Raw genomic sequence first — 14171 nt, 5'->3', positions numbered from 1 at the left:
TTCGCTGTGCTTTTTAGTGTTTCGCGATCCCCTTTGCACAATTTTATATCAATCAAGGCTATGCTATTTGCACCGCCGTTAGTTGAGGACATTGATATGAAATACCAACATATTCTTGTAGCGTTAGATCTGTCTGAAGAAAGCAAAATATTAATCGATAAAGCGGTTTACCATGCTGAATTGGTAAATGCGAAAGTTTCTTTTATTCATGTGGATGGCAGTATTGGGGAAGTGTACCCTGAGCTGGTGGATATCAAAGCGGAACCCGATCAGCGGCCGCTAAACTTGCACGCGATGGAAGCATTGCATGAATATCGAGATTACATAGAGTACCCGTTGTCACACTTTTTTGTTGGTACGGGTGATCTTGCAGCAAAATTAAAAGACCTGTGCCAAGAACAGGGTATCGATTTGATCATCTGCGGTCATCACCACGATCTACTTAGTCATTTCATCTCTTACTCTCGCCGCTTATTAAACAAAGCGAGTGTGGATGTTTTGGTGGTACCCGTTAAGTAGGCTTCAGTATAGGCGACTCATCCACGTTATAACGATTTAGCATTGGAATGGGTCGCTTTTTCTTGAACTCAAATCAATGACAATGCTCTGAGTCCTGCATCTTGATGTCACTTGGGTATATATACTCCTATGTAAATAAAGCCTTCTATCAATTGCAGTAATTTAGTGATTCCATTCTATAATTTGTGTATCTCAGGGTCAGGTTGCGTTTTTAGTTGTTGTTCTAGAAGCGGGTGTGACACTGGTAAATATTATATTGTTAGATTTTCTTCTTGTTGCAAATATTTACGATGCACGTTTGTATTATTCAGCCTTGTTGGTCATTTCTCAATATTGATACATAGGTTAGTGTTAGTGTTTAACGCTGTTGACTAATTTTCCCTCGTAGATCTAGTAAAAGTGTTTGTAATGTTTATTGTTTTTGGCTGATTGTTCATAAACTAATTAATTGTTACTTCTATTTCTTCTTTATCTTCTGTTGTTATAAATGGTTTTTCTGTTTTTTAATTGAGTTATTAATAATCTATTGGTGATTAATAATGTCTAGTGGACATATATTACATCTAGAGGATGTGTTTAAAGGTTATTCGGGTAAGACGATATTGCGTGACATTGATTTAGCGATATCAGAAGGTGAATTTTGCTCCGTAGTGGGGCCTTCAGGTTGTGGGAAAAGTACATTACTTCGCTTGATCTTAGGGCAAGAAACTCCTGATTCTGGTGCAATTTATCTCGAGGGGAAAATGATCGGTACCCCTGATCCTCGTCGAGGTGTTGTGTATCAGAAATATAGTTTATTCCCACACTTAACGGTACTTGAGAATGTCATGCTGGGTCCCAGTTATCTCGGTCTGTATGGAAACAAATTTGCGAGTAAAAATGAAATTCGCGAAAAAGCGATGTATTACCTAGAGCGAGTCCGTTTAACCAATGCCGCGGATAAGTATCCCCATGAATTAAGTGGTGGTATGCAGCAGCGCGCGGCAATTGCTCAAACGTTAATTGTCCATCCTAAGGTTTTATTAATGGATGAACCTTTCGGCGCTTTAGATCCGGACACGAGAGAACAGTTACAAGTGTTTTTACTAGAGCTATGGGAGTCGATGAATCTGACAATCATGTTCATTACTCATAGCTTAGAAGAGGCCTGCTTTGTTGGTTCGAGACTCTTGGCATTAAGTCAATATTACGATAGCGGCGAAACGCAATTTGCTCATGGTGCAACCGTGGTTGAAGACCATGCCTTAAAACGAGTCGCGCACTCAACAGAAATAAAACATAGCCCCGAATTTCAGGACCTAATCCACTCGGTAAAAGCGAGTGCGTTTGACCCTGAACTAAATCAGCAGATTGCGCAGTTTAACCTTACCCACCCAGATAGTTTTCGTACCTGATATTCAATGCATTTTAACAAGTAGCGGCAGATATTGCCGTCTTAAAGGATTAAATAATGACTAAGTCACTTATAACTTGTTTGCTAGCTTTGCCAATGATGGCACAAGCGGTTACTTCAGTTAACGTCGTTCCTGTCGAATCACGCAGCTTGCCATCGACAAGATCGGTTGCGTCAGGCCCGCATGACTTACCGATGATCACTTGGGGGGGAGACATCGCAACGATAGCGAGTAATGGGTCAAATGCGGTAACGCAGAAATCATCTCCTTTTGGTAAAAGCGGTCTTGCTTATAAGTTGGTACGTGAAGATGTATTTCAAAACCAATTGAACAACTATATCTCAGGGAAAACCCCATTTATCCGTGGCTCGATGTCGATGATCAATATGGCAGCCTCTGCCGTTAAAGGAAGTAAAAACCTGACGCCAGTTGTTTTCTATCAGTTGACTTGGTCGAGTGGTGGTGATGCTTTAGTTGTTAAAAACAATATCAAACGAGCTTCAGATTTATGTGGCAAAACAATCGCTCTAAATTATGACGGTCCTCACCTCAACTATGCATACCGAGTGTTGAGCGATGCAGGATGCGAGATCAAAAAGAATAAATTTGTCTGGACCCAAGATTTGACCGGTACCGATGAAAGCCCTCTTGAAGCGTTAAGAAGCACTAAAGTTGATGCCGCATTCATGATCATTCCAGATGCGTTAGCGGCGACATCGGGAGGCAATGTAGGCGATGGCTCAGAAGACAGTATTAAAGGGGCCAATATACTGCTATCAACGAAGACAGCAAACCGTGTTATTGCGGATGTCTACGCGGTAAGGCATGACTACTATCAAGCGAATCGAAAAGAGATCGTCAATATTGCTAAAGGATTGGCCGAGTCTCAAGCTGCGATGTCAAAAATAAAACGCGGGTCTGCGGAATATACCAAGTTGATGCGCTCGTCTGCTGATTTGCTGCTTGATGCCCCTGATGCAACCGTGGATGCAGAAGGTTTGCTATTGGATGCGACGATGGTCGGTGCTGCCGGAAACGTGAGCTTTTTTAAAGAGAAAAATAATTTCCGAAATTTCGAGCAAATTGTTAAGGAGTCGGCTGAGGGCATCAAAGCCTTTGGTGTAGTCAAGTCGGCAGGTAAGGTGCTTAAGGCTGATATTGATTACGGCTCTCTGGCTGGTGGTGCGTCTACAAGCCAAAAAACACGTGCAGCATTTGATGCAAACAAGGTAGCTAAGGTTGTAGAAGCCAAGCAGAAGCAAGGCACGCTGGAAGATGGAACGGTCTTTGAGTTTGAAATCTTCTTCAAGCCGAATCAAAAAGCTTTTGATGCATCCCTGTATCAAGAGCAATTCAAGCGAGTGACCCAACTGGCGCAAACCTACGCGGGTGCGGTAATTACGGTCGAAGGTCACTCAGACCCAATGGGTTACTTGCGCAAGAAAAAAACGGGTGAGGGTTCATTTGTCCTCAATCAAGTTAAACAGTCGGCAAAAAACCTATCGATGACTCGAGCTCAGCAGGTCCGTGGCGCTATTGTGGAGTATGGTAGCAAACAACAAGTTGCTCTCGATTTAAGCCAATTCTCGGTTGTCGGTCACGGTATATCTAACCCTAAGACAGGCGTGTGTGGTGTTGATCCATGTGCTCCGAAGTCAGAAAAAGAGTGGCTGAGCAATATGCGTGTTGTGTTTAGGATTCTTCAAGTTGAAGCGGAAGAAAGTGCATTTACCCCATTGTAAGAGGTTATTTATGAAGAATTTATATTGCTCTGTCGCAATGGGCTTGGCGGCAATCTCGCTAGGTGGTTGCTCAGAGGCTGAAACTAAAATTACGTCAGCGATAAAGTCAGTTAGCGGCGTAAAAGGCGAGAGTTATGCGTTTCGTGGTGCTGACCAATCATGGCCGGGGGCAGGGAATGCCGATCTTGTGCTCGCTGATAATAAAGATACCGCAAACTACTACGTTATTTTTGATGGCTCTGGCTCTATGCAAGAAACGGAATGTGGCAACGGTTCGCAGCGAATTGAAGTGGCAAAACAAGCGGTAGGGACGTTCTTTGATGCGCTACCGAAAAATGCCAATGTTGGTTTAATCATTTTTGATGCCAAAGGCACAAGAAATGCCGTTCCACTGAAGCCAAACGATCCTGATTTGCTAAAAAGTTTTACCAACGATTCTTCTTTTGGTGGTGGGACTCCTCTTGGCTATACATTGGACTACGCCTACAAAGAGTTAATGAAACAAGGGCAAATGCAGCAAGGTTATGGTGAGTTCAATATCGTTGTTTTGACGGATGGGGCAGCGAGTGATCCTGACGATATGGAGAAAGCCATTGAGCATATTACTTACAATTCGCCAGTTTCACTGCATACCATTGGTTTTTGTCTTGGAGATTCGCACGCACTTAATAAAAAAGGCGTGATCAATTATCAACCTGCTGCAAATGCTGCGGAGCTAGTCAAAGGGCTCCAGAGTGTTTTGGCGGAGTCGCCAAGTTTTGATACAGCCTCTTTTGATGGTGACCAAAGCTAATTTGTCTTTGTTGGATAGAGGATGATATGAATAAAACCATTGCAATAGCTGTTTTAGTTATTGGTGTTGTAGGGCTTTTTGTTTTTAAGGGATTTTCCGAACAGAAGTCAAAAGCGAATACAGTGGCATCGTCAGATGCCAGTTCTATTAGTGACACAGTACGTATTGGTGTAGATAGTTGGGTTGGTTACTACCCGTTGTGTAGCAAAAACTTTCGCGCGTCATTACGCAATGAGGGGATTCGCTCCATTTGTGATGACAATCCGAGCTTGGAAGAGCGCTTCGAACAGCTAAAAAAGGGTGAGCTTGATTTTGCTGTAACGAGTGTCGACGCTTATATGTCACTCGGCAAAGATTACCAGTTCCCAGGCTCTATTATTGCTGTTATCGACGAGTCGAAAGGTGGTGATGCCTTATTGGCTTGGGAAGATTCAGTAACGTCTATCGATGATCTTAAAAACAATCCCGCTATACGTGTGGCTTTAGCGACAGATACGCCAAGTGAACATCTGGTACGCTCACTCTCAGTTCACTTCGATGTCGAGCAATTCAAAACGCGAGGTCAATGGTTAGTCCAAGCCGACAGTGCAGAAGACGCCGCAAAAATGCTGCAAGATAAGCAGGTTGATGCGGCGGTAGTATGGGAGCCGCATGTCACTCAAAGTTTGCAAACACCTGGAATCAAGAAGATTTTAGGGACAGAGGATACCGAGCGCTTAATTGTTGATGTACTGCTTGTTAGGCGTGAGCTGGCTCTGGACAAACCTGAACTCGTTGATACCGTATTGCAAAATTACTTTGAAGCAATCAAGTTCTACAGAGAATCCCCGGATAGTTTAGTTAGAGAGTTGAAATCGACCACAGGGCTTGGCACTGCCGATGTGCAGGCTATGTTAGAAGGTGTTAAGTGGGTGGACTTGTATTCCAATGCTCACGATTGGTTTTCTACAGTAGGTGGCCATTCAGGAAATGAGTATCTAATTGGCGTGATTGAAAGCTCCTATGATATTTTGCATGACACCGCGGTACTTAAAGAAAATCCACTGCCGGATGCGAATCCGTACCTTATTACGCAAAGTTCCTTTATCGAGAGATTGTTTGGCACCCATGTTGGAGGTAATAAACAAGCTCAGCAAGAGAGTCACTCTCAAGTGTTTCCGGAGTTATCTGAAAAACAGTGGGGACAGTTAAGGGAGGTCGGTACTCTAAAAGTAAGAAAGGTGAGCTTTGGCCGTTCTAGCTCTAACTTGTCATTAGAAGCAAAGAACATGTTGGATCAAGCAGCGAAAGATTTAGCGCATTATCCTAACTTTCGAATTTTGGTCAAAGGTCATACCGGGATATCTGGTGATAAACAAGCCAATCGTCAATTGAGTTTAGAGCGTGCGGAAGCGGTAACGCGATATCTAGAAATTACGCATGGTATTCAAGAAGAGAGGTTGAAAGCGCAAGGGCTTGGTTCTGAAGAGCCGTTGTCTCGTCGTCCGAACGAAAGTAGTCGCTCATATAAATATCGATTGCCGCGAGTTGAATTGATACTAAAAGCGGGAACATTGTGATGAGTGATTTACAGTCGTTGGATCTATCCGAGCAAGAGCTCACGAAGCGATTAAACCAAGAAACATTCAATCATCCTCTCACTTTGGTTTCAGCGGTGAGCGCACTACTCGGTTCAACAGCTGCGGCATTGTTCTCTATGTCGGATTGGTTTGGGTTGATGGTCTCTATTGCGGTCGCTGGGGCGGTTGTCTGTACAGGCTTTGTTTTGTCACGCATGTTGTTTACTAAACATATAGCAATCATGTCGATCATCGAACAAGTACGGCAAGAGACTCAGTTGAAACGCGAGCAAATTGACGACTCTGTGCGTAAAGAACTCGCAGAGTTTCAAGAAGATAAAGCGATTTTTCAACTTAATCAGCTTAAAGAGAAATTTACGACCTTTAGTCGCGTTCTTGATCTCCAGTTTGATAGCGACGAGATGGCACATAAGCGTTATCTAACAACGGCAGAGCAGCTCTATTTTGGTGCTGTCGATAATCTGCGTGGCTATGTGGTGTTAAGACACAGCATCAATGCGATAAACGTCGCTCATATTAAGACACAGCTCAATGATTCAGAGTTGGAGACATCTTTGCGTCAAGCTTTAGTCGAGCGATTAGATATTTATACAGATGCACAAAAGCAAATGGCCGACGTTCTGGCATTCAATGAGCAAGTCATGACCAAAATAGACGACGTAACGAGTCGCTTAGGGGCAATACAGACCCGAGAAGCAACAGGTGAGGTCAGATTGGAGACTGCGATGCAGGAGATTCAAGTACTGATTAACCGCGCTCAGAAATACGATATTTCCAATTAGAAATCAGTTTAAGTAAGGATTACGCATGCAAACAGGAACGTTAGAAAAAGAGGCAACTCAAACGGAAATTGTACTCCCGACTATTGCCGAAGTAGAGAAGCAACTGCCAACCAAGCCAACTATCGAAAATATCAGTGAGGATGTAAAAGCTAATGCTGATCAATGGATTGAGAATGTATTTTCGATTGGCTCACGTGACTTGGACAACCAGCTTGAAGTGACTAAAAGCGTTAAGTCGCTTGGTAACGATGTTGAGTTACGCCTAGCGGAACAATCCAAATTGCTGCAAGGACCACTGAGCGAGTTGATGCAAGATGCTGACAGTGGTGGCGATGTCGCGCAAGACTTGCTTAAGATGGAAGACACTGCAAGAAGTATTGATCCCAATGGCTTTGATTTTACGACCGTATCGGGCTTAAGAAGGTTTATGTCGGTGTTAGGTTTACCAACGCCTTTACAGACTTGGATCGCGAAGTACCAGTCGACAGATTCTATTTTGAAAAGCATCGTAAAAGGTTTAGAGCAAGGTAAGAGCAAGCTTGAACGAGACAATATGACGCTTAAAGAAGATCAGGTTCGTTATCGTCATATGTTATTTAAGCTCGATGACTACATTACTTTCGCTGAATATGTCGATCAGGCACTCGAGGTGAGGCTTGAACAGGTACAAGACCCAGAGCAGAAGCGATTTTTAACTGACGAAGTTGCGTTCCCAGTGAGACAGCGTTTGCAAGATCTGATGACTTCAAAAGGTGTTTATCAGCAAGCATGGGTGGTTTCAGAAGTACTCATCAAAACCAATGAAGAACTTGTGCGTGGCGTGGATCGAGCGATTAAGCATACGATGGTTGCTTTAGGCATTGCGGCGAGCCTCGCGGTTGCTCTCGCTCGTCAGAAAAAAATCCTTAAAGCCGTTCAGTCTTCTAAAGAAATGACCGAGAAGATGATCGTTGATGTGGCGGATAAACTGGAATCTCAAGGTGTGGAGATTCTGACACAAGCATCAGAACCCTTTATTCAGGTTGAAGTAATGAAACTTGCGTTTACTAAGAGCTTAAACGCGCTTGAGAACGTCAGTAATTATCGCCGTGAAGCACTGGAAAGTATGAAAACAGGCTGTTCAGAACTGAAGCAAATGACGACTGAGATGGATAAAAACATTGCACGTATTGAGCAAGGCCATCAAGCAAGAGAGGAATACCAAGTATTCCTTCAGTAACGGCAAGTTTGATTTAGAAAATGAGTATTAAAGGATTAATGACATGAAAAATGTAAAGAATATGCTTTTAGTTGGGCTCGCAGCCTCCTCTATGCTTGCGCCATCTATCGCGGTTTCAGCGGAAAAATATAAGGTTTGTTGGTCTCATTACACCGGTTGGGAACCTTATGCTCTGCTAGAGTCAACAGGGATCCTAGACAAGTGGGAACAGAAGTACGACGTGGATATCGACGTCACTCTAATCAATGACTATGTAGAGTCAATTAACTTGTACACCAGCGGCGAGTTTGATGCGTGTACTATGGCGAATATGGATGCGTTGACTATCCCTGCAACAGGTGGCGTTGATTCTACGGCTTTGATTATGGGTGATTACTCAAATGGTAATGATGGTATCGTGCTAAAAAATGGTGACTCAGTCGCTGATTTGAAAGGGCGTGATGTCAACTTAGTCGAGTTGTCAGTTTCTCATTACCTTCTTTCGCGCGCGTTAGATAAAAATGGCATGAGTGAGAGAGATTTAAACCAAGTTATTAATACTTCGGATGCTGATATTGCTGCGCTATTCGTGAGTGATTCAAATGCGGCGACAGTGACGTGGAATCCACCGCTACAAACGGTAAGAAATACCAAAGGCGCGAATTTGGTCTTCGATTCATCGGAGATACCAGAAGAAATCATGGATCTTCTCGTGGTTCGCACAGATGCGAGTGAGAACTTTAAAAAAGCGATCACTGGGGCATGGTATGAGTTAATGGCTAGACTCAATACACGCGGCAAGGATGCGGACGAATTAATTGCTGAAATGGCAAAGAATGCGGGTGGAACTGAAGCAGAGTTTCGTGCTCAATTAAAAACGACCCACATGTATTTTGATCCGGCAGCCGCAGCACAAGTATTTGAATCTGAGAAAGCTCAAGAAACGATGGACTACATCAGAAACTTTAGCTTCAAGCATGGGTTATTTGGCGCAGGAGCCGCAGATGCTGACTTTGTCGGGATTGAGTTCCCGGGTAAAGTGCTTGGCGATGAGGGCAATGTAAAGTTGCGATTTGATCCCACGTATATGAAGTTAGCAGCTCAAGGTAAGTTATAAGTCTATCCTATTGCCCACCATTAGTGGTGGGCTGTGAGTTTTAGGAATCTCAATACATGACACGTCCCCAAATTTTCGGTATTCACGCTGAACCTTCTAAGCGCACTCGAATTCTCTTAGCAACGATTCCATTTTTGTTGTTATTGGCTCTGTATTTGATCGCGTCTTATTATCGGCATCTGTCCAATGAAAGTGACAAACTGCTTCCTTCTTTGAGTCGTATGTTTGACGCCACTTTGAGGATGGCTTTCGTTCAAGATGCAAGAACGGGCGATTATTTATTGCTGTCTGATACGGCTCATTCTCTTTATCGTATTTTTACGGGTGTATTGCTCTCGGCGATTACAGCACTCATTATTGGATTAAATATGGGGCTATATAAAGGGTTTCGTTGTCTCGCAAACCCTTTAATGACATTCATTGCCATGGTTCCCCCGTTGTCTATCTTACCCATTCTATTTATTGCGTTTGGTGTCGGGGATTTTGGCAAAATCATGTTGGTCTTTATTGGTACTGCACCGATTATGATCCGCGATATCACGTTGTATGTGTCGGCTATCCCGAAAGAGACCATTATTAAAGCGCAAACACTTGGCGCGAAAGATCTGGCATTAACCTATCGGATTATTATGCCAATGGTGATCCCTCGGTTAGTCGATTCGATTAGATTGAGTTTAGGTAGCGCGTGGCTATTTGTGATTGCAGCTGAGGGTATATCGTCAACTAACGGTCTTGGATATCGAATCTTTTTGATGAGGCGATATATGAATATGGATGTGATTATTCCTTACGTGATAATCATTACTCTACTTGGTGTCGTGATAGATATTGCCTTGAGGAAGTATGTCAAACGCAAGTACCCGTGGTACTCAAATGGTAAAGGCTAAATTGTTGTTACCGATTTTAGTTATTACTATGTGTTGATAGACATCGAAGCCTGTGGCAATACAGCCAATGATAATGCGCTGAAGTATCTTGAATCGACTATCTGAAATCGGGTAGGGGTACAAACTAGAATTTGAGGAGATCTCTATCGTAGAGATCTCCTTTTGCTTTTTATGCGTGTTCAAATCGAGCGGTAAAGAAGCGTAACCATTTTGGCTCGTAGCTAAACTTAAGCCCTTGAATAGCTTCACGCTGTTGATAAAGTTCGATGATATTGTTGGCGATCGCGTCCATATGGGCATATGTATAGACTTGGCGAGGAATCGCTAAACGAACAGTCTCTAATTGATCAGTGTTGGGAGCTTTGGAGCCTGCAGAAACAATGCCACGCTCCATAGCGCGAATGCCGGTTTCAATATAGAGACTGGCAGTCAGGCTTTGCGCTGGTAGCTGTTCATCGCTTAAGTGCGAACAAAAACGGTTGGCATCAATAAAGACCGCGTGCCCGCCAATGGGTTCGACGACCGGAACGCCGGCTGCTTGAAGCTTTTCACCTAGGTATCGTACTTGTTTAACGCGATGCTCTATATAATCTTGCTCCATCGAATCACGCAGGGCCACCGCAAGGGAATTGCGAATCCCACTCAGCATGTTTTGTGTATCTTGGTCGACCATTGGCATGCCGCCATAGAGCATGATGATGTCATTGGCTTCTTCAAATAGGTGATCATCATTTAGACACAGAATCCCGCCACTGCTGACTAGGCATTCTTTATTAGTGCCATTGATGACACAACCATCCGCGTAGCTAAACATCTGTTTTAAGATCGCTTGGATAGACAGTTCGCTGTAACCCGCTTCTTGCTCTTGGATAAAAAAGGCATTTTCCACACAGTGGGTGGCATCAAAGAACACTTTGATGCTGTATTGGTCAGCAATTTCGCGCACCGCTGCAATGTTTGCGAGAGAAACCGGCTGACCACCCGCCAAATTAACGGTGGTTGATAGGCGAATATAAGCGATGTTTTCGGCACCTTTATCCGCGATCACTTCGACCAGTTTATTTAGGTCAATATTGCCTTTAAAGTGCGTGTTGAGTTCAGCTTGGTAAGCTTGCTGTCCAATCACATCGACAAAGCTGCCACCTTGGCTTTCGATATGGAAGCGATGGGAGGTTGAACACATGTTTCCTAGTACATATTGCCCATGTTCAATGGTTAACATGGCTAGGATATTTTCTGCACCGCGGCCTCTCGTCGTTGGAATGATGTGTTGCATGCCATAGGCGTTTTGCAGCGTTCGTTCTAATTCGCACTGGGTGTCTCGAGAATGATTTGTTGCCCCTGCATTCATCATGCTGACCCACTGTTTAGCATTGAGTGAACTGGTGCCAGAGTCTGTCAGTAGATCAAAATAGACATCCTTGCTTTCAAGTAGGAAGGTGTTGTAACCCGCTTCTGCCATTTTTTGCGCGCGTGTTTCACGGTCTAGTTTTGTAACGGTTTCTACCGCTTTAATACGAAAGGGTTCTGCTGGGTAAAGCATGCCTATCTCTCCAATTTATTACTGCGTTTTTGGAAATAATTTGAGAGACATTTTCTATTTTAGCTTGGTCAATACAAGGCGCTGAGTCATGTAACACGGAATTGATGTGAACTGACTTTAGCGTTACTTGATCGGGGTCTCACTATGGACGCGGGTTGTCTCTACTTCTGAATCGGCAACAACGTGTTGCTATACAATCTCCTTAATTCCATCAACGACTTTTTCAACCGCTTTGATTGCTTTGGTGATTTTGCTCATCACGCGCTGAACCTGATCAATATCTTGCTGTGCTTCTCTAGCCGTCGCGATGACTTCTTGCAACGCGCTCAATGCATCTGAAAGATCATCATTGCTTCCTGTTAATGTGTCAGAAAGAACGAATATCAGTTGGCGCTGCAATCTTGAACGTTGCAGCATTAACATTGGAAATGAGGGCTCGTTGGCGATAGCGGGGAGTACTTTATTCAGCTCGTTTATCGCATCAACGATGCCTTGTCTCACGGTTGGCATAAAATGCTTCCTTATAGTTGTTTTGCCATTGTCTAAAATTTCTCGGCAATGGCGCTGTTGATGTTTTTAAGACCTAGATGAGCAATGTTTGCGCTGTTTACGTTTTGCAGGTGAGAAATCCATCATCACCTTTAATGATTTTTCCTTCACAGCTCGCGAGAAGCTTTTTAAAACTGCGTAACGCTTTGTACTCTTTGTTTAGCTGAGAAATCGCGGAGACAATCTCTTTACTTGAAAAGCGGTCTTTATTTACTTGTTGAGTGATTTCTCGGTGGCTGATCGCTATCTGATTAAAGGCTTTTATCACTTGTTGATCTTTTAGCGCAGCTGCTTGGATTGCTATATAACGTTGATGAAAATCCATGATGTTTTCAGCCGCTTTAGCCTGTTTTTGTGGTCTCTTTAGGGATGCTTGGTTGTATTGAATTAGCTCATCGCTTAAAGCCGAAAGCTCTATAGTCGCCATTGATTGGTGCAGTTTTACTTGGTTTAATTCAGAGATAATTACCGGAACCAGTTTCTCTATGACTCGCTCTCCTTGAGTCATTACCTCCTTCAGTGCAGAACGGCGCTTTTCTTCAGTAATAGCACTGGCAAATCCAGCCACTGCGGTTGATATTATCGCTTCGTTATCATGAAACTGTTGTTGCTGTGTGGTGATGATTGTTTCTCGGTTACTATCTTTGGCATAGCGTAAATCTAAATATGAGTCATTGAGCGAACTTAAGGCGCTGGTTAATTTGATTGAACTCTGTTGGATCTCGACTTTGGAGGAGACATTGGCTAGTTGTGTTAATGCATTGGCATAAGTGGTTAGTTGTTGGTTCGCTTCTAGAATGACCATCTGTTTTCTAAGCAAGGGAGATGTAGGGTCTATGATGGAATCTAAATCACTCAGTCTGAGTGGGATATTACATTCAGCTGGGTTAACCAGGACTTCACCTTGGATTATTTCGCTAGCACTTCCTTGGCAAAGTTGATCGCGAGATTGGTTGAGAGTGAGGTAGGCCAGTGAGTCAGCCTGACTTTGTAATGCCAGCTCACTAAGTTCATCAAGGTTAGTATTGATCTGCTGTGACACTTGAGTCACTGACAGACCAAATTCAGCAATATTGGTTGTAGGTGTAGTTACACAGGCACTGAGTGTGAGTGCACTGAATGTCATTAATAACACTTTCTCCATAATTTACTCCTTTCCCATCGTCTTCCCGATAGGTTTTCAGACTAGAGAACAAATTAGGATTTTCCATGTGTCGTTTCACACCAACAGGGGAAATGGGATGTAATAGAAGCCGTGAATCAGATATGAGGCAAAGTAGTAACCCCATATTTTTTTATTGTAATGGCAAAAGTGAATGGCGCATTGAACCATCAACGCGGCGAGACGGCATCGAAGGCTGTTTTCCCTTTTGTAAAAATTAAATCTAGCTCTCAAAAATTATGAGGCGTTATCTGACCAAGCTATCATTATTCAATATCGTGGTTAAATCACAGCGGCTTGCGTGAGAAATTTTCTCTTTAGAAAGTAGCGAGACCTGAGTCACTAAACTTAATACACACGTGACTCGGGCCAGTTTTATTGAGGGAAGCGTGATTATGATGGCAGCATAGGCAGAGGTATATCCATTGATGCTTTGACTCTGTCGATTACAACGATGGTTCTAAACCATTTTACGTTTTCATTGTTATAAAACAGACGGCTGCTTATGGCCTCATATTCAGACATATCAGACACCGTTAAAACAAGTAGAAAGTCCGCTTCTCCCGTCACGTAGTAACACTGTTGAATCTCTGGGCCTGAGAAGCTTTTCTTCATCTCTTCCATATCTGACGCCTGTGCTCTAACGGCATGTACCTCAACAATAATCGTGATGATTTGTCCTACTTTTTCCGGGGCAATTATCGCGGTATTCGTTTTAATTGTTCCATTCTCCTCCATACGTTTAATGCGTCTCTGTACAGAGGCTGTCGAGCGGTGAGTCTGTTCGGAAATTAGACGCAACGGAGTTGTGTTGTCTTTCTGAAGGATTCTTAAGATGGCACGGTCAAAATTGTCAACTAAAGAAGTCATGTGAAAAATTCTCTCAAAAAGGTAGCTTAATTCGA

At 43.3% G+C, this 14171-nt stretch carries 13 protein-coding genes; 9 read left to right on the top strand and 4 right to left on the bottom strand.

All coding sequences use genetic code 11. From position 1 onward, the window contains the following. Positions 1–96: 96 nt before the first annotated feature. The 9 genes from IRQ95_RS02300 to IRQ95_RS02260 all read left to right on the top strand — a co-directional run bounded on the left by IRQ95_RS02300 (position 97) and on the right by IRQ95_RS02260 (position 10012). Positions 97–519: a universal stress protein gene (locus IRQ95_RS02300; RefSeq protein WP_194435384.1), complete on the top strand. Its 423-nt coding sequence runs from the start codon at positions 97–99 to the stop codon at positions 517–519. A gap of 539 nt (positions 520–1058) precedes the next feature. Further along, positions 1059–1913 (top strand): ABC transporter ATP-binding protein, encoded by an 855-nt coding sequence (locus IRQ95_RS02295; RefSeq protein ID WP_194435383.1) that lies wholly within the window; start codon positions 1059–1061, stop codon positions 1911–1913. A gap of 56 nt (positions 1914–1969) precedes the next feature. Further along, a complete protein-coding gene (locus IRQ95_RS02290; RefSeq protein ID WP_194435382.1) occupies positions 1970–3655 on the top strand; it encodes an OmpA family protein in 1686 nt (561 codons plus the stop codon). A gap of 10 nt (positions 3656–3665) precedes the next feature. Beyond that, complete coding sequence (locus IRQ95_RS02285; protein ID WP_194435381.1) at positions 3666–4448, top strand: vWA domain-containing protein; 783 nt, start codon at positions 3666–3668, stop codon at positions 4446–4448. 26 nt (positions 4449–4474) lie between these two features. Continuing rightward, on the top strand, positions 4475–6007 hold the full coding sequence (locus tag IRQ95_RS02280) for a phosphate ABC transporter substrate-binding/OmpA family protein (protein WP_194435380.1): 1533 nt from the start codon (positions 4475–4477) through the stop codon (positions 6005–6007). Further along, positions 6007–6810: a hypothetical protein gene (locus tag IRQ95_RS02275; protein WP_194435379.1), complete on the top strand. Its 804-nt coding sequence runs from the start codon at positions 6007–6009 to the stop codon at positions 6808–6810. The genes IRQ95_RS02280 and IRQ95_RS02275 overlap by 1 nt, the downstream gene beginning before the upstream one ends. Positions 6811–6835: 25 nt before the next feature. Next, on the top strand, positions 6836–8029 hold the full coding sequence (locus tag IRQ95_RS02270) for a toxic anion resistance protein (RefSeq protein WP_194435378.1): 1194 nt from the start codon (positions 6836–6838) through the stop codon (positions 8027–8029). 43 nt (positions 8030–8072) lie between these two features. Next, entirely contained in the window at positions 8073–9125 is a 1053-nt protein-coding gene (locus IRQ95_RS02265; protein ID WP_228481072.1) for a putative urea ABC transporter substrate-binding protein, read from the top strand. Positions 9126–9181: 56 nt separating this feature from the next. Further along, positions 9182–10012, top strand: a complete 831-nt coding sequence (locus IRQ95_RS02260; protein ID WP_194435377.1) for an ABC transporter permease — start codon at positions 9182–9184, stop codon at positions 10010–10012. Between the two features lie 169 nt (positions 10013–10181). On the opposite strand, the gene IRQ95_RS02255 is transcribed toward IRQ95_RS02260, so the two are convergent. The 4 genes from IRQ95_RS02255 to IRQ95_RS02240 form a co-directional block, all read right to left on the bottom strand. Further along, complete coding sequence (locus tag IRQ95_RS02255) at positions 10182–11555, bottom strand: tryptophanase (protein WP_194435376.1); 1374 nt, start codon at positions 11553–11555, stop codon at positions 10182–10184. A gap of 189 nt (positions 11556–11744) precedes the next feature. After that, positions 11745–12065 (bottom strand): hypothetical protein, encoded by a 321-nt coding sequence (locus tag IRQ95_RS02250; protein WP_194435375.1) that lies wholly within the window; start codon positions 12063–12065, stop codon positions 11745–11747. Between the two features lie 97 nt (positions 12066–12162). After that, positions 12163–13248 carry a hypothetical protein gene (locus IRQ95_RS02245; protein WP_194435374.1) on the bottom strand — a complete coding sequence of 362 codons (1086 nt, stop codon included), beginning with the start codon at positions 13246–13248 and terminating at the stop codon, positions 12163–12165. Between the two features lie 411 nt (positions 13249–13659). Next, positions 13660–14136, bottom strand: coding sequence for an Lrp/AsnC family transcriptional regulator (locus IRQ95_RS02240; protein WP_194435373.1), 477 nt, complete (start codon positions 14134–14136; stop codon positions 13660–13662). Between the last annotated feature and the right edge of the window lie 35 nt (positions 14137–14171).

The organism is Vibrio fluminensis (assembly GCF_015278125.1).
Taxonomy (GTDB): domain Bacteria; phylum Pseudomonadota; class Gammaproteobacteria; order Enterobacterales; family Vibrionaceae; genus Vibrio; species Vibrio fluminensis.
Note: the sequence above shows the minus strand (reverse complement) of the source record. Positions and strands in the feature narration are given on the sequence as shown.